This is a genomic window from Rubrimonas sp. (assembly GCF_036788415.1).
GTDB lineage: Bacteria > Pseudomonadota > Alphaproteobacteria > Rhodobacterales > Rhodobacteraceae > Rubrimonas.
The window spans coordinates 40,605-59,243 of the sequence record NZ_DAIQNN010000002.1 but is presented as its reverse complement, the minus strand read 5'-3'; the positions used below and the strand labels follow the sequence as shown (position 1 = coordinate 59,243).

Annotated in this window: 18 protein-coding genes; 13 read left to right on the top strand and 5 right to left on the bottom strand. The window is 70.1% G+C overall.

All coding sequences use genetic code 11. From position 1 onward, the window contains the following. Positions 1-2: 2 nt before the first annotated feature. Positions 3-1,313, bottom strand: coding sequence for a capsule biosynthesis protein (locus V7Q31_RS01040; RefSeq protein ID WP_333831804.1), 1,311 nt, complete (start codon positions 1,311-1,313; stop codon positions 3-5). 108 nt (positions 1,314-1,421) lie between these two features. Here V7Q31_RS01040 and V7Q31_RS01035 point away from each other — a divergent pair, with 108 nt between their 5' ends. Together V7Q31_RS01035 and V7Q31_RS01030 are read left to right on the top strand one after the other, a co-directional pair. Continuing rightward, positions 1,422-2,642, top strand: coding sequence for a capsular polysaccharide export protein, LipB/KpsS family (locus V7Q31_RS01035; protein ID WP_333831803.1), 1,221 nt, complete (start codon positions 1,422-1,424; stop codon positions 2,640-2,642). Continuing rightward, positions 2,639-3,421, top strand: a complete 783-nt coding sequence (locus tag V7Q31_RS01030) for an SDR family NAD(P)-dependent oxidoreductase (protein WP_333831802.1) — start codon at positions 2,639-2,641, stop codon at positions 3,419-3,421. Before V7Q31_RS01035 ends, V7Q31_RS01030 begins: the two co-directional genes overlap by 4 nt. 6 nt (positions 3,422-3,427) lie before the next feature. Here V7Q31_RS01030 and V7Q31_RS01025 read toward each other — a convergent pair whose 3' ends face one another. Further along, positions 3,428-4,816, bottom strand: coding sequence for an aspartate aminotransferase family protein (locus tag V7Q31_RS01025; RefSeq protein ID WP_333831801.1), 1,389 nt, complete (start codon positions 4,814-4,816; stop codon positions 3,428-3,430). 76 nt (positions 4,817-4,892) lie between these two features. Beyond that, positions 4,893-5,546 (bottom strand): GntR family transcriptional regulator, encoded by a 654-nt coding sequence (locus V7Q31_RS01020; RefSeq protein WP_333831800.1) that lies wholly within the window; start codon positions 5,544-5,546, stop codon positions 4,893-4,895. Between the two features lie 48 nt (positions 5,547-5,594). Here V7Q31_RS01020 and speB point away from each other — a divergent pair, with 48 nt between their 5' ends. After that, positions 5,595-6,539 carry an agmatinase gene (gene speB, locus V7Q31_RS01015; RefSeq protein ID WP_333831799.1) on the top strand — a complete coding sequence of 315 codons (945 nt, stop codon included), beginning with the start codon at positions 5,595-5,597 and terminating at the stop codon, positions 6,537-6,539. Continuing rightward, complete coding sequence (locus tag V7Q31_RS01010; protein WP_333831798.1) at positions 6,536-7,903, top strand: glutamine synthetase family protein; 1,368 nt, start codon at positions 6,536-6,538, stop codon at positions 7,901-7,903. The genes speB and V7Q31_RS01010 overlap by 4 nt, the downstream gene beginning before the upstream one ends. 46 nt (positions 7,904-7,949) lie before the next feature. Here V7Q31_RS01010 and phbB read toward each other — a convergent pair whose 3' ends face one another. Both phbB and V7Q31_RS01000 read right to left on the bottom strand, forming a co-directional pair. Next, positions 7,950-8,672 (bottom strand): acetoacetyl-CoA reductase, encoded by a 723-nt coding sequence (phbB, locus tag V7Q31_RS01005; protein ID WP_333831797.1) that lies wholly within the window; start codon positions 8,670-8,672, stop codon positions 7,950-7,952. Positions 8,673-8,748: 76 nt separating this feature from the next. Then, positions 8,749-9,924: an acetyl-CoA C-acetyltransferase gene (locus V7Q31_RS01000; RefSeq protein WP_333831796.1), complete on the bottom strand. Its 1,176-nt coding sequence runs from the start codon at positions 9,922-9,924 to the stop codon at positions 8,749-8,751. 272 nt (positions 9,925-10,196) lie between these two features. Between V7Q31_RS01000 and phaR the strand changes: the two genes are divergently transcribed. The 9 genes from phaR (at position 10,197) to V7Q31_RS00955 (ending at position 18,603) form a co-directional block, all read left to right on the top strand. Beyond that, positions 10,197-10,808 (top strand): polyhydroxyalkanoate synthesis repressor PhaR, encoded by a 612-nt coding sequence (phaR, locus tag V7Q31_RS00995; protein ID WP_333831795.1) that lies wholly within the window; start codon positions 10,197-10,199, stop codon positions 10,806-10,808. Between the two features lie 53 nt (positions 10,809-10,861). Continuing rightward, positions 10,862-11,473: a LolA family protein gene (locus tag V7Q31_RS00990; RefSeq protein ID WP_333831794.1), complete on the top strand. Its 612-nt coding sequence runs from the start codon at positions 10,862-10,864 to the stop codon at positions 11,471-11,473. A 1-nt stretch (position 11,474) separates the two neighbouring features. Next, positions 11,475-12,839, top strand: a complete 1,365-nt coding sequence (locus tag V7Q31_RS00985; RefSeq protein ID WP_333831793.1) for a glutamine synthetase family protein — start codon at positions 11,475-11,477, stop codon at positions 12,837-12,839. A 72-nt stretch (positions 12,840-12,911) separates the two neighbouring features. After that, positions 12,912-13,607 (top strand): orotate phosphoribosyltransferase, encoded by a 696-nt coding sequence (locus tag V7Q31_RS00980; RefSeq protein WP_333831792.1) that lies wholly within the window; start codon positions 12,912-12,914, stop codon positions 13,605-13,607. A gap of 178 nt (positions 13,608-13,785) precedes the next feature. After that, positions 13,786-15,084: an extracellular solute-binding protein gene (locus tag V7Q31_RS00975; protein ID WP_333831791.1), complete on the top strand. Its 1,299-nt coding sequence runs from the start codon at positions 13,786-13,788 to the stop codon at positions 15,082-15,084. Between the two features lie 76 nt (positions 15,085-15,160). Further along, entirely contained in the window at positions 15,161-16,042 is an 882-nt protein-coding gene (locus tag V7Q31_RS00970) for an ABC transporter permease subunit (protein WP_333831790.1), read from the top strand. Further along, entirely contained in the window at positions 16,035-16,886 is an 852-nt protein-coding gene (locus tag V7Q31_RS00965) for an ABC transporter permease subunit (protein ID WP_333831789.1), read from the top strand. Before V7Q31_RS00970 ends, V7Q31_RS00965 begins: the two co-directional genes overlap by 8 nt. Beyond that, the gene (gene ugpC / locus V7Q31_RS00960) at positions 16,883-17,932 is read left to right on the top strand and encodes a sn-glycerol-3-phosphate ABC transporter ATP-binding protein UgpC (RefSeq protein ID WP_333831788.1); all 1,050 of its coding nucleotides are present in this window, start codon (positions 16,883-16,885) and stop codon (positions 17,930-17,932) included. Before V7Q31_RS00965 ends, ugpC begins: the two co-directional genes overlap by 4 nt. After that, a complete protein-coding gene (locus tag V7Q31_RS00955; RefSeq protein ID WP_333831787.1) occupies positions 17,929-18,603 on the top strand; it encodes a DUF1868 domain-containing protein in 675 nt (224 codons plus the stop codon). The genes ugpC and V7Q31_RS00955 overlap by 4 nt, the downstream gene beginning before the upstream one ends. The last annotated feature ends 36 nt before the right edge of the window (positions 18,604-18,639 follow it).

The following is an 18,639-nucleotide window of genomic DNA, read 5'->3' as shown; positions in this document are numbered from 1 at the left end:
TCTCAGCCGCGCGCCCGGACCTCGCGGCGCTTGCGCCATGCGGCCTTGAGCGCGCGGATGCGGGGCGGCACGGCGTGCGGCTCGCCGCGATGCGAAGCCGGCCCGACCCGCCCCTCCACGATCCGCGCGGCGACCTCCGCCGCCGCGAGGCGGCGGCCCTCCGGGTGGTAGACCGAGCCCTTGACCTGAATCTCCGCCGCGAGCGTCGCCGTGAAGCGACGCAGAAGGTCGGGCTCGGGCGGCGGCGGGGCGCGCCAGAACCCGTCGAGCGGCCCCTGATGCGTCAGCCCCGCCATGTCGTAGACGGCGGCGCCCAGCGCCTTGACCGGCGCGCCCGCCCGCAGCGCGTGCAGACCGACCGTCGAGTTCGCCACGATGACCCCCTGCGCGCCCCCGATCAGCGCGCCGAGATCGCCGCCGTCCAGCACCAGAACGCGGTCGGCCACCCCCAGCGCGGCGGCGCTCCGCGCGGCGCGCGCGGGCCAGTTCTCCCACCCGTTGTCGAGCGGATGCAGCTTGAAGACCAGCCGATGATCGGACGCCGCATGGGCGGCGAAGGAGCGCAGGATCTCGTCGATCATCTCGCCCTGATCGTGGAAGGGCGCGGAGTGGCGCAGCTGGTAGTCGCTCTGCATCTGCAGCGCGACCAGCGTGTAGGGCCAGCGCCCCTCGGCGCAGGCGGCCTGCACCCGCGCCGCCCGCGCGCGCCGCCGCCGCTCCGTCGCCAGTTTCGGGAGCCAGCACAGATAGTCGAAGATCGGCGCGTAGAACTTGTCGGAGGCGTAGAACGGAAAGAGCGGGCGGCCCGCCGTCATGATCAGGTTGTAGGCGACTTCGGCGACAGCTTCGGTCCGGAAATCGTGCGGGTAGCGGATGGCGAAGTCGGGCGCGGGCGCGTCGGCGCGCATCAGAGCGGGGTCCTGCGGGAAATGCGACCAGGCGCCGCCGCCCTCGCGCTCGAGCGTCAGCCAGTCGGGGCGCAGATAGCCGAATTCGAGCGCATGCGCGGCGATCCCCTCTGCGCGCGCGACCTTCGCGGCGATGCGGTGATATGGCAGGCGGTCGGCGTAATAGAGGATGTCCGTCACCCCCTCGCGCCGCGTGAAGGCGGTCAGCCAGCGCCGCCAGTGGCGCAGCCGCCCGCGATAGGCCACCGCCCCGCCGCGCCGCCACCACAGCTGATCGGCGAGGCACAGATCGACGCGCAGGGCGCGCGCGCCGCGGGCCTCCAGAGCGTCGGCGATCTCCACCCAGAGGCGCGAGGGCGGCCCCTGCAGAAACAGCACGGTGCGGGCCGGAGGGTGGGGTGCCAAGATCGAAGCGCCTGCGCTTTTGCGGGGGCTTGGTCCCTAGCGATGCGACCGTTCCGTGTCAACGCGGCCCCGCTTGGCCTGCGCCCCGCGCCGGAGTAGCACCGTGGGATGCGCGACGCCGCCCTCTTCCCGCCTCGCTCGGTCCTGCTGCTGCAAGGGCCGCGCTCGCCGTTCTTCGCCCGCCTCGCCGACGCGCTGGCCGCGCGCGGGGCGGAGGTCTCGCGCGTGCTGCTCTGCCCCGGCGACGCGCTCTACTGGCGCGGGCGCCCCGCTGTGCGCTTTCGCGGCCCCCCGGAGGACTGGTCCGCCTTCGCCGGCGAGGCCCTTGCGCGGACCGGCGCAACCGACCTCGTCGCCCTCGGCGACGGGCGCAAGCCCCATGCCGAGGCGATCGCCGAGGCGCGGGCGCGCGGCGTCGCCGTCCACATCGTCGAGCAGGGCTTCCTGCGGCCCGGCTGGCTGACCGTCGAGCCGGACGCGCTCGGCGGATGGCGCCCCGACCCTGCGGCGCTGGAGGCGGAGGCGCGCAAGGGCGGCGCCGCGCCCCGGTCCGCACAGCGCGGGGCGGGATTCGCGGGCTTCGCGGCGATGGACGTCGCCTACGACCTCGCCAATCTCGCGCTCGGACCGCTCTTCTATCCGCGCTACCGCACCCACGCGTTGCATGGGCCTCTGGCGGAATGGGCCGGCTGGGTCGGCAAGGCCGCGCGCTGGCCTGTGCGGGCGACGCGGCTGCGGGCCGCGCTCGCGCGGATCGCCGAGGCGCGAGGCCCGGTCTTTCTCGTCGCGCTGCAACTGGAATCGGACTTCCAGATCCGCCGCAACGGCCCCGAGGGCGGGCTGCGGGCGATGCTGGCGCGCATCTGCGACAGCTTCGCGCGCTGCGCCCCCGCCTCCGCCCGCCTCGTCGTCAAGCCGCACCCGCTCGACCCCCAGCGCGCGCCCTGGAGGGCGCTGGTCGCGCGCAGCCCCGCCGCCGACCGGGCGATCTGGCTCGACGGCGGCGATCTCGACGCGCTCGCGCCGCGCCTCGCCGGCATGGTCACGGCGAATTCGACCGCGGGGCTGTCGGCGCTGCTTTCAGGTGCGCCGGTGATCGCGCTGGGGCGCGCGCTCTACGACCTGCCGGGGCTGACGCATCGGAGCGGGCTCGACGCGTTCTGGACGGCGCCCGAACCGCCCGAGCCTGCGCGCGCCGCCGCCCTCGCCCGGCTGCTCGCCGCCGATATTCAGGTCGAGGGCGCGTTCGACGGCCCCGGCATGGGCCCCGGCGCGCAAGCCGTCGCCGCGCGCATCCTGTCGCGCGCGCCGCACGGGGCGACGCCATGACGCCGCATCGCCGCATCGCGCTCACCGGCGCGTCGGGCGGGATCGGGCTGGCGCTGAGCGCGCGCCTCGCAGGCCCCGGCGTGTCGATGCTGCTGATCGCGCGCGACCCCGCACGCCTCGCCGCCGCCGCCGCCGCCGCCGCCGGCGCCGGCGCGCAAGTCGAGACGGCGCGCGCCGACGTGACCGACCGCGCCGCGCTGGCCGATGCGCTCCTGCGCTTCGACGCAGCCGCGCCCATCGACCTGCTGATCGCCAATGCGGGCGTCTCCGCCGGCCTCGGCCCCGACCGCGCGCCCGAGCGCCCTGAGGACTCCGAGCGCCTGTGGCGGGTCAACTACGGCGGCATGCTCAACACCGTCGAGCCGCTGCTGCCCGCGCTGCGCGACCGGCCCGGCGCGCAGATCGCGCTGATGAGCTCCATCGCAGCGCTCCGCCCGCTGCCCGACATGCCCTCCTACAGCGCCAGCAAGGCCGCCGTGCGCGCCTACGGGATCAGCTTGCGCGGCTGGCTGCGGCCTCGGGGCGTGGCCGTGTCGGTGATCTGCCCGGGCTTCGTGACCTCGCCGATGTCGCAGCGCCATCGCGGCTTCAAGCCGTTCGAGATCAGCGCGGAGCGGGCGGCGGAGATCGTGGCGCGCGGGCTGGAGCGACGACGCGCCTTCATCACATTCCCCTGGCCGCTGGCGGCGCTCGCCTGGCTCGACCAGCGTCTGCCGCCGGCGCTTTCGGACTGGTTCGGCAAAGGCTTCGCCGCGCGGATCGAGCCGGAGGATCGCTGACCGGCGTCAGGCGGCGCCGCGCCAGCCCTCCCGCGTCATCGCGTCGGCCAGATCGTCGAGCGACTTGCGGGCGCGGACGACCAGTTCTTCGGCTTCCTCATAGCTCAGGATCAGCGGCGGCGAGACGATCATCGTGTCGCCGACGGCGCGCATCACCAGCCCGTTCCTGACGCACAGATCGCGGCACCGCGCGCCGGCGCCGCCCGGGAACCGGGCCATCGTGCGCTTGTCGGCGACGATCTCGAGCGCGCCGAGAAGCCCCAGCATCCGCGCCTGGCCGACCAGCGGGTGGTCGGCGAGCGTCATCCAGCGGGATTTCAGATACGGCCCGATGTCGTCGCGCACCCGCTCGACGAGCTTCTCCTCGCGCAGGATGCGCAGATTGGCGATGCCCGCCGCGCAGGCCGCCGGATGCCCGCTATAGGTGTAGCCGTGATAGAACTCGCCCGCCTTCTCCATCACCGGGCCTGCGACCCGGTCGGAGATCAGCACGCCCCCCATCGGGATGTAGCCCGAGGTCATCCCCTTCGCGATGGGCGACAGGTCCGCCTGCACGCCGAAATGCTCGGCGCCGAACCACGAGCCGGTGCGCCCGAAGCCGCAGATCACCTCGTCTGTGATCAGCAGGATGTCGCGCTCGCGGCAGACGCGGGCGATCTCGGGCCAGTAGGTGGCGGGCGGGATGATCACGCCGCCGGCGCCCTGGATCGGCTCGGCGATGAAGGCGGCGATCCGGTCGGCGCCGATCTCGTCGATGGCGGCTTCGAGTTCGCGGGCGCGGATCAGGCCGAATTCGGCCTCGTCCATGTCGCGCCCTTCGCCGAACCAGTAGGGCTGGCCGATATGGCGGATCCCCTCGATCGGCAGACCGGATTGCGCATGCATCGCGCCCATGCCGCCCAGCGACGCCCCGACCACGGTCGAGCCGTGATAGGCGTTGCGCCGCGCGACGAACATCTTCTTGGAGGCTTGTCCCATGCAGTCCCAGTAGACGCGGGCCAGACGAAACACCGTGTCATTGCTCTCGCTGCCCGAATTGGTGAAGAACACCCGGTTCATGTGGGGCGGCGCGACTTCGGTCAGCGCCTCGGCGAACTCTGTCGCGGAAGGGTGGGTGCACTGGAAGAATGTGTTGTAGTAGGGAAGCTCGCGCATCTGGCGGGCGACCGCCTCGACGATCTCCTCGCGCCCGTAGCCGACATTGACGCACCACAGCCCCGCCATGCCGTCGAGGAGCCGCTCCCCGTCGTTCCCGGTCAGCCAGCAGCCCTGCGCCGAGCGGATCACCCGCGTCCCGGTCGCCGCGAGATCGGCGCTGTCGGTGAAGGGGTGCCAGTGATGCGCGGCGTCGGAGGCCTGGATGTCGGCGGTGCTGCGCGCGTTGAGGGCGGGCATGGGACGCTCCATGGTCGAATTTTGTGATCACAAATACGCTGCCGGAAACTTGCGGCCGCGTCAAGGCGGCGGCGCGTCAGGCGGGGGCAAGCTGCGCGATGAGGGCCTGCGCTTGCAGCGCGTCGTCGCGGATCGCGGCGCGCAGGGCGTCGGCGTCATGCGCCTCCAGCGCCCGCAAGGCGGCTTCATGCTGATCGACGAGTCCCGCCGTGCCGGCGCGCCCGGTGATCACCCGCATCGAGGGGTTGAGCTGGAGCCAGACGCTCTCGACCAGCGCGCTGAGCGCCGGCGCGTCCGCCGCCGCGTAGAGGGCGCCGTGGAAATCGACGTTGGCGCGGACGTAGCCGCCGGCGTCGCCGCGGGCGATGGCGGCGTTCACCTCGGCGTCGGCGGCGCGCAGCCGGGCGATCAACGCTGCGTCGGCATGGGGAAGGGCGCGCGCGGCGAGTTCGGGTTCGAGCAGCGCCCGCGCCTCGGTCAGCTCCGCCAGCGCCGCCGGCGCCAACACGGGCGCGAGCACGCGGCCCGTCGGCGTCGTCTCCAGCGCGCGCTCGGCGGTCAGCCGCCGCACCGCCTCGCGCGCGGGCGTCATCGACACGCCGAGCGCTTCGGCGACCCCGCGCAGCGTCAGCGCTTGCCCCGGCGCAAGCTCTCCGTGCAGGATGCGCTGGCGCAGCGCGCGGTAGACGCGCTCATGCGCCGGCCCTTCGGATGCGTGCTCGCTTGCCATGCGCGGCAGAATGTGATCACAAATCGGGCTGTGTCAATGGAGTTCAGAATGCCCGCCCGCCGCGACTACGCCATCACCGCCGACAGCCCCCGCGCCGTCACCCATGACGAGTACATGTATTCCGGCGCGCTCAGCTTCTGCCGACGCCTCTACGCGCGCGACCTGGCCGGCGCCGACGTCGCGGTGCTGGGCGTGCCCTTCGACACCGCCGTCACCAACCGCCCCGGCTGCCGCTTCGGCCCGCGCGCGATCCGCGCCGCCTCGACCAACCTCGCCTGGAGCCGCGCCTGGCCCTCGCCCTTCGATCCGTTCGAGCGTCTCGCCGTGGTCGATTACGGCGACGTCTGGTTCGACCACGGACGGCCCGAGGCGGTCCCCGACGCCATCGAGGCGGCCATCGCCGAGGTTCTTTCGGCGGGTCCGAAACTGCTGCTTCTCGGCGGCGACCATTTCACCACCTATCCCAGCCTCAGGGCGCACGCGGCCCGCTTCGGCGCGCCGATCTCGCTGATCCAGTTCGACGCCCACACCGACACATGGCCCGACGACGGCCGCATCGACCATGGCACTATGTTCCATCACGCGGCGAAGGAGGGGATCGTCGACCCCGCGACCTCCATCCAGATCGGCATCCGCACCACCAATGACGACCCGATGGGCTTCGAGACCTTCGACGCGATCCGCCTCCACGAAGAAGGCTGGCGCGCCGCCGCCCATGCCATCCGCGCCCGCGTCGGCGACCGGCCCTGCTACGTCACCTTCGACATCGACGCGCTCGACCCCTCCCAGGCGCCGGGCACCGGCACGCCGGTCTGCGGGGGGATGTTCATGCATCAGGCGCTCGCCATCCTGCGCGAGATGCAGGGCATGACCGTGATCGGCGCCGACGTGGTCGAGGTCTCGCCCGCCTACGACGTGTCGGAGATCACGGCGCTCGCCGGGGCGACCGTCGCGCTGCACATGCTGTGCCTTTATGCGAGCGCGGGAAAATGACGCCCTTCGCCGCCCGCGCCGCCGCCTTCATGGCCGACAATCCCGACATCGAGATCGTCGAGTGCGTCTTTCCCGACATGAACGCTGTGATGCGCGGCAAATGGCTGCCCGCCAGCCAGATCGACAAGCTCGCCAAGGGCTCGGTGCGGATGCCGATGTCGAGCTACAATCTCGACATCGCCTCCGAAGACGTCGCAGAGGCCGGCATCGCCGTCGAGATCGGCGACCCTGACGGCATCGGCTGGCCGATCCCGCACGCCTTCGGCCGCGCCCACTGGACCGAGCGGCCGACCGCCGTCGCGCTGATGACGATGACGGAGACGGACGGCGTCACCCCCTGCGTCTACGATCCGCGGCAAGTGCTGGCGGGGGTGGCGAAGCGGTTCGCCGAGAAGGGGCTGACGCCGGTCGTCGCGCCGGAGCTGGAATTCTACTTCGTGGATGCGGAGACCGACGAGGCCGGGCGCGCCGTGCCGCCGCGCGGCGTCGGCGGCGACCGGCTGGAGGCGGCGCAGGTCTATCTGCTCGACGTGAAATCGGCCTTTGCGGGCGTGCTCGCCGACATCGACGCCGCCGCCAAGGCGCTCGGCGCGCCGGCGGACGCCGCCACCGCCGAATTCGGCCCCGGCCAGTTCGAGATCAATCTGGGCCACACCGCCGACCCGCTCGCCGCCGCCGATCACGCGATCATGTTGCGCCGCGCGATCCGCGGCGTGGCGCGCCAGCACGGCATGGACGCCTGCTTCATGGCCAAGCCCTATGGCGACCAGTCGGGCTCGGGGCTGCATTTCCATATCTCTCTGATGGACGAGGACGGTCGCAACATCTTCGACGCGGGCGAGGAGGACGGGCCGGCGCCGACGATGCGCCACGCCGTGGGCGGCCTGCTGGAGACGATGGCGGACTCGACGCTGCTGTTCGCGCCGCATCTGAACTCCTATCGCAGGCTGCGCCCGGGGAGCTATGCGCCCTGCATCGCCGCCTGGGGCCTCGACAATCGCGGCGTGGCGGTGCGCTGCCCCGCGCTGCGCGGCCCCGCCGCGCGCATCGAGCACCGTGTCGCGGGCTCCGACGCCAACCCCTATCTGGCGCTCGCAGCGATCCTCGCCGGCGTCCTGCGGGGGCTGGAGCGCAAGTCCGATCCTGCCGAGCCCGTCGACGGCGAGCCGCGCAAGGGGCAGGGCACGGCGCTGCCCGCGCACTGGCCGGCCGCGATCTCCGCCTTCGAGGCGTCGCGCTTCATGCGCGAGACGCTGGGGGCGGAGTTCCGTCGGGTCTACGCGCTGATGAAATGGCAGGAGATGAACCGCCTGCTCGACCGCGTGACCGACGCCGAATACGACGCCTATCTGCGCACGCTGTAGCGGGGTCGCGCCCTCCCCCGAGGGGGAAGGCGCGGGCGCTGAGGCGTCAGCCGAAGAACTGGGCGCCGTTGGCCGAGATCGTCGAGCCGTTGATGAAGCCCGCATCGTCGGAGACGAGGAAGGTCACGCAGCGCGCGATCTCGTCCGGCTCGCCGAGCCGGCCCGCCGGGATCTGGGCGATGATCGATTCGCGCACTTTCTCGGGCACCGCCATCACCATCTCGGTGGCGATGTAGCCGGGGCAGACCGCGTTGACGGTGATCCCGGCGCGCGCGCCCTCCTGCGCGAGGCTGCGCACGATGCCGATGTCGCCCGCCTTGGTCGCGGCGTAGTTGACCTGCGCGAACTGCCCCTTCTGGCCGTTCACCGAGCTGATCACGACGATGCGTCCGAACTTGCGGTCGCGCATGCCGGTCCAGACCGGGTGGATGGTGTTGAAGACGCCGTGCAGGTTGGTGTCGATCACCTGGTTCCACTGGTCGGGCGTCATCTTGTGGAACGGCGCGTCGCGGGTGATGCCGGCGTTGGCGACGACGATGTCGAGCGGCCCGAGATCGGCCTCGACCTGCGCGATCCCCGCCTTGCTGGCGTCGTAATCGGCGACGTTCCACTTGTAGACGGGGATCCCCGTCTCGGCCTTGAAGGCCGCTGCGGCCTCGTCATTGCCGGCGTAATTCGCGGCGACCGAATAGCCGGCCTCCTTCAGCGCCTTCGATATCGCCGCGCCGATGCCGCGCGATCCTCCGGTGACAAGTGCGACTCGCGCCATCTCGGTCTCCTCCTTTTATGCGTTGTTTCAAGCTGGAAGTCCGAAGCCGGCGGAAGGCCGGCCCCGGTCGGGAGTCTCAGGGTCGTTCGAGGCACATGGCGACGCCCATGCCGCCGCCGATGCACAGGGTCGCGAGGCCCTTCTTCGCGTCCCTGCGCTGCATCTCGAACAGCAGCGTGTTGAGCACCCGGGCGCCGCTCGCGCCGATCGGGTGGCCGATGGCGATGGCGCCGCCATTCACATTCACGATCTCGGGGTCCCAGCCCATGTCCTTGTTGACCGCGCAGGCCTGCGCCGCGAAGGCCTCGTTGGCCTCGACGAGGTCGAGGTCCTTGACCGTCCAGCCCGCCTTCTCAAGCGCCTTGCGGCTGGCGGGGATAGGTCCCGTGCCCATGATGGCGGGGTCGACGCCGGCGGTCGCGTAGGAGGCGATGCGCGCGAGCGGCGTTATCCCGCGCCGCTCGGCTTCGGCGGCGGACATCAGCACGGCCACGGCCGCGCCGTCGTTCAGCCCCGAGGCGTTGCCGGCGGTCACCGTGCCGTCCTTGCTGAAGGCCGGGCGCAGCTTGGCCATCGCCTCGAGGCTGGCCCCGTGGCGGATGTACTCGTCATGCTCCACCACGACCTCGCCCTTGCGGGTCTTCACCGTGACCGGGGCGATCTCGTCCGCGAAGCGGCCCGCCTTCTGCGCGGCTTCCGCCTTGTTCTGCGAGGCGACGGCGAAGGCGTCCTGCTCGTCGCGGGTCAGCTGCCACTGGCGGGCGACGTTCTCGGCGGTGGTTCCCATGTGATAGCCGTTGAACGCGTCCCACAGCCCGTCGCGGATCATCGTGTCGATGAAGTCCATGTTCCCCATCTTGGTCCCGGCGCGCAGATGGGCCGCATGGGTGGACAGCGACATGCTCTCCTGCCCGCCGGCGACCACGATTTCGGCGTCGCCGAGCATGATGTGCTGCGCGCCGAGGGCCACCGCCCGCAGCCCCGAACCGCAGACCTGATTGATGGTCCAGGCCGCGCTCTCGATCGGCAGGCCGGCCTTCACGTGAGTCTGGCGGGCGGTGTTCTGGCCCTGCCCGGCGGTCAGCACCTGGCCGAGGATCGTTTCCGAGACGTCCTGGGGCGCGACGCCGGCGCGGGCGAGCGCCGCCTGAACCGCGACGACCCCGAGCTCGATCGCGGAAGTCGCGGCGAAAGCGCCGTTGAACGATCCGACCGGCGTGCGGGCGGCCGAAGCGATGACGATGTCGGTCACGTAGAGACTCTCCTGATTGCACCCTTCCGGCCGATGCTGGCCGCGCAACAAAGTTGCGCGGGCGCGCGCGCCGGCTCAAGGGGCTTGTAGCAAAGCCCGGCGAAAACGGCGCAGCGACGGATCGCGGCGCCCCGGCGCATTTCGGCGCGCGCCGGCGGGCGCTCAAACCCGCGTTTGGAAATCACGGTTGCGGCGCGGCGCCGCAAGGCGATATTGTCCCGCAACGGGGCGCAGATGCGCCGAAGGCGCTGCGCGATCGGGGAGCACGGGCGATGGACGGAAGCGACGCCGGCGGCAAGAAGCCGATCACGATCAAGAAATACGCCAACCGCCGACTCTACAACACGGCCAAGAGCAGCTATGTGACGCTCGACCATCTCGCGGAGATGGTGCGCGCGGGCGACGATTTCGTCGTCTACGACGCCAAGACGGGCGAAGACATCACCCGCGCCGTCCTCACCCAGATCATCTTCGAGGAAGAGGCCAAGGGCGCGAGCATGCTGCCGGCCAACTTCCTTCGCCAGATCATCCGCCTCTATGGCGACACGCTGCAGGGCTTCGTGCCGGGCTATCTCGAAGCCTCGATGGAGACCTTCAACAAGAACCAGGAGAAGATGCGCGAGCAGGTGCGCGCCGCCTTCGGCGCCAACCCCGCCTTCGCGACCTTCGAGACCATGACCCGGGCGAACATGGAGTGGTTCCAGAACGCCATGCGGATGTTCAACCCCTATGTCGTCGCCCAGCGCAGCCTGTCGGCGAGCGCCGAGAGCAAGGCCGAGCAGGAGCCGCCTGTGCGCCCGGTGGCCGACGACGATCTCGACACGCTGAAGAAGAAGCTGATCGACATGCAGTCCCAGCTCGACAAGCTGTCGCGCAGCAGCTGACCCTGTCGCCGCGCCGCCTTGCTTCCGCCCGGTTCCGCCGGATAAGGATGCGCATGAACCGACGCATCTTCCTTCTGAGCGCCGCAATGGCCGCGCTCGCCGTCGCCCCGGCCTGGGCGCAGGATGCGCGCGATCTCGCGCGCATCTCCAACTATCTCAACGCCACCGAGACCCTGCAGGGCGCGTTCGTGCAGGTCGACGCCGACTCGGTGGTGACCGAAGGCAAGTTCTTCATCCGTCGCCCCGGCCGCATCCGTTTCGAATACGCGCCGCCCAACCCTGCGCTCGTCATCGCGGACGGCTTCTGGGTCGGCGTGCTCGACAAGCGCGACGGCGGGGTGGACCGCTATCCGCTGTCGGAGACCCCGCTCAACCTGCTGCTCAAGGAGAATGTCGATCTGCGCCGCGAGAATGCGGTGACGCGGATCGACCGCTCCAACGGGCAGCTCGCCGTCACCGCGCGCGACCCCGCCAATCCCGGCGTCGGCGAGATCACGATGATCTTCGCCAACAACCCGCTCGAGCTGCGGCAATGGGTCGTGACCGATTCGCAAGGCCGGCGCACCACGGTGGCGCTGAGCGAGATGCGCACCAACGTCCCGATCCCCGCCGAGCGCTTCTCCATCGAGGCCGCCGAAGAGGCCGCCCGCCGGCGCGGCGGCTGAGATGGGCGACCCCACGTTGACGGCGGACGGCCTCGCCGGCTGGCTGCGCGCGCGCCGCGTCACCGAGGTCGAATGCCTCGTCGCCGACATGTCGGGCGTTGCGCGCGGCAAGATCCTGCCGACCGAAAAGTTCCTCTCCTCCTCCGCCGATGGCGGGCTGCGGCTGCCGGAATCGATCTTCCTCCAGACGGTGACGGGCGATTTCGTCGACAGCGAGATCATGGACGACACCGAGCCCGACCTGATCCTGCGCCCCGACCCGACCACCCTCCAGCTCGTGCCGTGGTATGACGAGCCGACCGCGCAGGTGATTTGCGACGCCTTCCACCGCGACGGCTCGGAAAGCGCCATCGCGCCGCGCTCGGTGCTGCGCAAGGTGCTGCGGCTCTACGCCGACCGCGGCTGGAAGCCGGTGGTGGCGCCCGAGCTCGAATTCTACCTGTGCAAGAAGAACATCGACCCCGACTATCCGCTGGAGCCGCCGATCGGCAAGTCGGGCCGGCCCGAGACCGGGCGCCAGAGCTACGGCATCGACGCGGTCAACGAGTTCGACCCGATCTTCGAGGACATGTACGACTGGTGCGAGGCGCAGGGCCTCGACGTCGACACGCTGATCCACGAGGGCGGCGCGGCGCAGGTCGAGATCAACTTCGACCATGGCGATCCGATGGCGCTCGCCGACCAGACCTTCAGCTTCAAGCGCACCGTGCGGCAGGCGGCGCTGAAGCACGGGGTCTATGCGACCTTCATGGCCAAGCCGCACCAGTTCGAGCCGGGTTCGGCCATGCACATCCATCAGAGCGTGGTGTCGCTGGAGACCGGCGAGACGCTCTTCGCCACGCCCGAAGGCGAGGACACGGCCCTGTTCCGCGCCCACATCGCGGGCCTGCAGAAGTATCTGCACGACGCGATGCCGCTGCTAGGGCCGAACGTCAACAGCTATCGACGGCTGGTCAAGGACTTCGCCGCCCCCATCAACACCCATTGGGGCCACGAGAACCGCACCGTGGGTCTGCGCGTGCCGGCCTCGCGCCCGCACGCCCGCCGCATCGAGAATCGCATTCCGGGCGCCGACGCCAACCCCTATCTGGCGCTCGCGGCTTCGCTCGTCTGCGGCTGGCTCGGCATGGTGGACGAGCTGGAGCCGACGCCGCCGCTCCAGAAGAACGCCTACACGGTGAAAAGCCAGCGCCTGCCCCGTCACCTGCTCGACGCGCTCTACGCGATGCGCGGTTCCAAGGCGCTGCGCGAGGCGCTGGGCGACGACTTCGTGACGATCTTTCTCGAAGTGAAGCAGGCCGAGCACGCCGCCTATCAGCAGGTCATCTCCGCGTGGGAGCGCGAGCATCTTCTGCTGAACGTCTGAGCGAGGGGCGTCTCTGGCGCGCGGGCGCTGCGCGCGGTAGGACACGCCCGCCGCCGCTTCAGGAGCCCGCCCATGATCGCCGCCAGCTTCGCCCCGCAACCCGAGATCGCCCGGCTGACCGCGCGGATGCTGCTCGAAGTGGACGCGGTGCATTTCCGCGCCGACCAGCCCTACACCTTCACCTCCGGTCTCGCGAGCCCGGTCTACATCGACTGCCGCAAGCTGATCTCGTACCCGCGCGTGCGCTCGACGCTGATGGATTTCGCGGTCTCCACGCTGCTGCGCGATGCGGGCTTCGAATGTTTCGACGCGGTGGCGGGCGGCGAGACGGCGGGCATCCCCTTCGCCGCCTGGATCGCCGACCGGATGGCCATGCCGATGCAGTATGTGCGCAAGAAGCCGAAGGGCTTCGGGCGCGACGCCCAGATCGAGGGCGACATCTTCGAAGGCCAGCGCGTCCTGCTGGTCGAGGACCTCACCACCGACGGCGGCTCGAAGCTGCGCTTCGCGGAAGCGCTGCGCCGCGCCGGCGCCGAGGTCGCGCATACGCTGGTGATCTTCTATTACGACATCTTCCCCGAGACCCGCCCGAAACTCGCCGAGGCGGGACTGACGCTGCACCATCTGGCGACGTGGTGGGACGTGCTGGAGGCGGCGCGGGCGCAGAAGCGCTTCGACGCGGCGACGCTCGCGCAGGTCGAGAGCTTCCTCAACGCCCCGCTGCGCTGGTCCGCCGAGCATGGCGGCGCGTATCCGTCCACCGCCTGATCGAGCGCGCTCGGCCCGGTTCGGATGTCGCGCAACGGCGCGCCGCTCCGGAGACCGCCCCCAGGGATCGAGCGGCGGCGCCGAAATCGCCTTGTCGCACCCACGTCATCTTTCCGTCGTCGCTCCGTCGCGCAGGGCGTGTAGGGACATCGGAAGGTTCATGACAAGGGAGGCGCGGATGATCCGCAACCTGATCGCCGCCGTCGCGCTGTCGCTTTCGGGCGGCGCCGCGTGGGCGCAGACGGAAATCACCTGGTGGCACGCCATGGGCGGCGCTCTGGGCGAGGCCGTTAACGACCTTGCGACGCAGTTCAACGCGTCGCAGTCGGACTATCAGATCACGCCGGTCTTCAAGGGCGGCTACGAGGAAACCCTCACGGCGACCATCGCCGCGTTCCGCGCCGGCGAACAGCCGAACGTGGTGCAGGTGTTCGACGCGGGCTCAGCTACGATCATCGGCGCCGCCGGCGCAACGATCCCGGTCGAGGATCTGATGAAGGCGCATGGCGTGCCCTTCGAAATCTCCGACTATATCCCCGGCGTGCGCTATTTCTACGCCGACGCGTCGGGCAAGATGGTCGGCATGCCGTTCAACTCGTCCTCGCCGATCATGTATTACAATGTCGCAGCTCTCGAAAAGGCGGGCGTCACGCCGCCGAAGACCTGGGAGGAATTCGGCGACGTAACCGCGCCGGCGCTGAAGGCGGCGGGCTACATTCCGCTGGCGCAGTCGCACCTGCCGTGGATCTTCGTCGAGAACTTCATGTCGCGGCACAATCTTCAGTTCGCGACCAACGCCAACGGCTATGACGGCGCCGCCGGCACGCAGCTTCTGGTCAACGTCGAACCGATCAAGAACCACTTCAAGGCCGTGAAGGAGTGGTACGACGCGGGGCTCTTCGGCTATTACGGTCCGGGCTGGAACGACAATCAGACGCCGTTCGAGAACCAGCAGGTCGCGATGTGGATGGGCTCGTCGGGCTCGTTCGGCGGGCTGAAGAAGTCGGCGAATTTCGAGTTCCAGGCGACCTTCCTGCCCTACTGGAAGACCGTGATCGACGAGGGCGCCAACACCTTCATCGGCGGCGCCGCGCTGTTCGCGATGGCCGGCCACCCCGAGGAGGAGCAGAAGGCGACCGCCGAGTTCTTCCGCTTCCTGACCTCGCCGGAAGTCCAGGCGCAGTGGCACAAGGCGACCGGCTACGTTCCGATCACCAACGCGGCTTACGAGCTCACCAAGTCGCAGGGCTACTATGAGGAGAGCCCGCAGGCCGAGATCGGCATCCAGCAGCTGTCGCTGCCGGGCGGCGAGTGGACCAAGGGCTACCAGATGGGCTTCTACGTCCAGATCCGCGACGTGATGAACCGCGAATTCGCGCGCATCTTCGCCGGCGAGACCACCGTGGACGAGGCGTTCAAGGTGATCGAGGACGAGGGCAACGCGCTCCTCGCCCGCTTCGCCCAGACGCAGGGCTGACTTGCGCGGCGGCGGGGCTTGGGCCCCGCCGCCTGCTGCGCGCGCATGACCGCCCGCACATGAAGACCCGCCGCGCATGAAGAAGGTCTGCTTCGACGGCTTCGCCGTCCCCATCCTGCTGCTCCTGCCGCAGATGGCGATCGTGCTCGTCTTCTTCCTCTGGCCATCGGCGCAGGCGGTCTGGTCCTCCTTCCACCTCGAGGATCCGTTCTTCGGTCGCGCGATCTTCGTGGGCTTCGACAACTACCTCAACGCCGTCACGCGCTCCGACTATGTCCGCTCGGCATGGTTCACGCTGGGGTTCTCGGCGGCGGTCGCCTTCTTTTCGCTCGCCATCGCGCTGACGCTCGCCGTCTCGGCCGACGCGGTGCTGCGCGGGCAGGGCCCCTACAAGACGCTTCTGATGTGGGGCTACGCCATCGCCCCGCCCGTGGCCGGGCTGATCGGCGTGATGATGTTCGACCAGCATGTCGGCCCAATCGTCGACTTTTTCGCCCTGTTCGGCTGGGAGATGCGGATCGGCGTGAACTACTGGGACACCGCCGTCTCCATGACCATCGTCGCGACGTGGAAGCAGATCCCGGTCAACTTCATCTTCTTCCTGTCGGGCCTGCAGGGCATCCCGAACGCGCTGCGCGAGGCGGCGTCGATCGACTGCCGCTCGCCCGCGCGCCGTTTCTGGACCATCGTCTTTCCGCTGCTGGCGCCGACGACCTTCTTCCTGCTGGTGATCAACATCACCTACGCTTTCTTCGAGACCTTCGGCGTGATCGACGTGATGCTGAAGGGCAACCCCGGCAACAGCCCGGTGACGCTCGTCTACAAGGTGTTCCTCGACGGGTTCCGCGGGCAGGACATCGGCGGCTCCTCGGCGCAATCCGTGATCCTGATGCTCGCGGTCTTCGCGTTGACCGTGATCCAGTTCCGTTTCATCGACCGGCGGGTGCACTATGCCTAAACTCCGCTGGAGCGCGATCTACAACCATTCGGTGCTGCTGATCGGCGTCGCGCTGATGATGGGCCCCGTGCTGCTCGCCTTCGCCACCTCGACGCATGACCGCATCGTGATCCACCGCGAAGGACTGCAATGGAGCATCGGGCCGAACGGCGTCGAAACCTACGCCCGCGCGATGTTCGAGGGCTCGGGCTTCACCAAGACCGTGAACGGCGTGCTGATGATGACGAATTCGCTGGTCATGGGGCTGGGCTTCGCCGTCGGCAAGATCGTCGTGTCGATCCTCGCCGCCTACGCCATCGTGTATTTCCGCTTCCGTCTGGGCGTCGCGTGCTTCTGGCTGATCTTCCTCACGCTGCTGCTGCCGCTCGAAGTGCGCATCCTGCCCTCCTACGAAGTCGTGCAGGGGCTGGGGCTGCTCAACACGTATACCGGCCTGATCGTGCCGCTGATCGCCTCGGCGACAGGCACGTTCTTCTTCCGCCAGTTCTTCAAATCCGTGCCGGACGAGCTGCTCGAGGCGGCGCGGATCGACGGGGCCAACTGGTGGCGCTTCCTGATCGACATCCTGATCCCGCTGTCGCGCACGATGATCGCGGCGATCTTCATCATCATGTTCGTGGTGGGCTGGAACCAGTATCTCTGGCCGACGCTGATGACGACGCAGGAGGGCTATTTCACCATCGTCCGCGGCATCCGCCAGATCATGCAGGTCTGGGTCGAGTCCAACATCCCCGCCTATGAGGACGCGATGGCGCTCGCGATCCTCGCCATGCTGCCGCCGGTGCTCGTGGTGGTGCTGTTCCAGCGCATGTTCGTGAAGGGCCTCGTGGAGACCGAGAAATGACGTCCACGCTCGAGATCGTCCGCGCGGTGAAGCGCTACCCCAACGGCCATCTCGCGGTGAAGGGCGTCGACATCGCGGTGGGCGAAGGCGAATTCGCAGTCTTCGTCGGGCCCTCCGGCTGCGGGAAGTCGACGCTCCTGCGCATGGTGGCGGGGCTCGAGAAGGCCACCGAAGGCGAAATCCGGCTGTCGGGACGCGTCGTCAACGACGTCGAGCCCGCCGACCGCGACATCGCCATGGTGTTCCAGAACTACGCCCTCTACCCGCATATGAGCGTCTACGACAATCTCGCCTACGGCCTGCGCAACCGCCGCACGCCCAGGGCCGAGATCGACGCGCGGGTGCGCGAGGCGGCGGCGCTTCTGCAGATCGGCGAGTATCTGCCGCGCAAGCCCGCGCAGCTTTCGGGCGGCCAGCGCCAGCGCGTCGCGATGGGGCGCGCCATCGTGCGCCACCCTGCGATCTTCCTGTTCGACGAACCGCTCTCCAATCTCGACGCGAAGCTGCGCACCCAGATGCGGCTCGAAATCCGGCGGCTCCAGCGGCGGATCGGCGTGGCGGCGGTCTATGTCACGCACGACCAGGTTGAGGCGATGACGCTCGCCGACCGGATCGTGGTGCTGAACGAGGGCCGGGTCGAGCAGATCGGCGCGCCGAAGGAGGTCTACGACCGCCCCGCCTCGACTTTCGTGGCGAGCTTCATCGGCGCGCCGGCGATGAACCTGTTTCCGGCGACGGTCGAGGGCGGCGCGGCGCATGTGGAGGGCGGCGCGGCGCCGTTGACGCGCAACGGCGTCGCGGGGCCGGCGACCGTGGGCCTGCGGCCCGAGAAGGCGCGGCTCGGGAGGGCGGGCGAGGGCCTCCCGTTCCGCATCGACACGGTGGAGGAGCTCGGCGCGACGCGGCTCGCCCATGGCCGGCTCGGCGCGGCGGATTTCGTGGTGAGCCTCGACGCCGCCTATGAGATTCCAGCCGACGCGGCCAGCGTGACCGCCGATCCCGAAGACCTGCACCTGTTCCACCCCGAGACCGGCGCGCGGCTGTGAAAGCCCCTCCGCCCTATCTGGGCGTTCGCTTCGACGCCGAGGGGCGCGCGCTGCGCTGCTCCGGGTGCACGGTGATCGGCCATATCCGCCCCGGCCCGGTCTTCGACGCGCTGGTCGCGGCGCGCGACGCGCTGGCGGCGGCGCCCGGCGGGGCGTGCTTCGCCTGGCTGCCGCCGTCCTCCTGGCACATGACGCTGTTCGACGGCCTGCTGCACAGCCGCCGAAGCCCCGGCGTCTGGCCCGAAGCGCTGCCGGAAGACGCCGCCGAGGCCGACGCCGACGCGTGGTTTCTCGAAGCCGTGCGCACGGCGCCCATCGCCCCGCCCCCGCCCTTCGCGCTGCGCCCGACCGGGATCGCGGCGTCGGGCGGCGGAATCGGCGTGACGCTCGAAGGCGCGACGGCGGAGGAGGAGTCGCGGCTGCGCGCCTTCCGCGACGCGCTCGCCGCCGCGACCGGTCTGGCCGACCGCCCCGGCCACGCGAGCTATCGGTTTCACGTCACGCTCGCCTACGCGCTGTCGCACCCTGCGGACCACGAGGCGTTCGACACGGCGCTCGCCGCGACCGGCGCTCGGCTGATCGCGGCTGCGCCGCGCGTCGCAGTCGGCCCGCCCGAGATCTGCGTCTTCGACGACATGACGGCGTTCCGGACGCTGGCGCTGCTGGCGTGAGGCCTTCAAGTCGTCGGGCGCAAATCTCCCGCCGCG

Excerpts from the sequence above, each read along its gene's own strand:
- V7Q31_RS01035 (WP_333831803.1), top strand. The coding sequence starts at position 1,422 with ATGCGCGACGCCGCCCTCTTCCCGCCTCGCTCGGTCCTGCTGCTGCAA.
- V7Q31_RS01030 (WP_333831802.1), top strand. The coding sequence starts at position 2,639 with ATGACGCCGCATCGCCGCATCGCGCTCACCGGCGCGTCGGGCGGGATC.
- V7Q31_RS01025 (WP_333831801.1), bottom strand. The coding sequence starts at position 4,816 with ATGCCCGCCCTCAACGCGCGCAGCACCGCCGACATCCAGGCCTCCGAC.
- V7Q31_RS01020 (WP_333831800.1), bottom strand. The coding sequence starts at position 5,546 with ATGGCAAGCGAGCACGCATCCGAAGGGCCGGCGCATGAGCGCGTCTAC.
- speB (WP_333831799.1), top strand. The coding sequence starts at position 5,595 with ATGCCCGCCCGCCGCGACTACGCCATCACCGCCGACAGCCCCCGCGCC.
- V7Q31_RS01010 (WP_333831798.1), top strand. The coding sequence starts at position 6,536 with ATGACGCCCTTCGCCGCCCGCGCCGCCGCCTTCATGGCCGACAATCCC.
- phbB (WP_333831797.1), bottom strand. The coding sequence starts at position 8,672 with ATGGCGCGAGTCGCACTTGTCACCGGAGGATCGCGCGGCATCGGCGCG.
- phaR (WP_333831795.1), top strand. The coding sequence starts at position 10,197 with ATGGACGGAAGCGACGCCGGCGGCAAGAAGCCGATCACGATCAAGAAA.
- V7Q31_RS00990 (WP_333831794.1), top strand. The coding sequence starts at position 10,862 with ATGAACCGACGCATCTTCCTTCTGAGCGCCGCAATGGCCGCGCTCGCC.
- V7Q31_RS00985 (WP_333831793.1), top strand. The coding sequence starts at position 11,475 with ATGGGCGACCCCACGTTGACGGCGGACGGCCTCGCCGGCTGGCTGCGC.
- V7Q31_RS00980 (WP_333831792.1), top strand. The coding sequence starts at position 12,912 with ATGATCGCCGCCAGCTTCGCCCCGCAACCCGAGATCGCCCGGCTGACC.
- V7Q31_RS00975 (WP_333831791.1), top strand. The coding sequence starts at position 13,786 with ATGATCCGCAACCTGATCGCCGCCGTCGCGCTGTCGCTTTCGGGCGGC.
- V7Q31_RS00970 (WP_333831790.1), top strand. The coding sequence starts at position 15,161 with ATGAAGAAGGTCTGCTTCGACGGCTTCGCCGTCCCCATCCTGCTGCTC.
- V7Q31_RS00965 (WP_333831789.1), top strand. The coding sequence starts at position 16,035 with ATGCCTAAACTCCGCTGGAGCGCGATCTACAACCATTCGGTGCTGCTG.
- ugpC (WP_333831788.1), top strand. The coding sequence starts at position 16,883 with ATGACGTCCACGCTCGAGATCGTCCGCGCGGTGAAGCGCTACCCCAAC.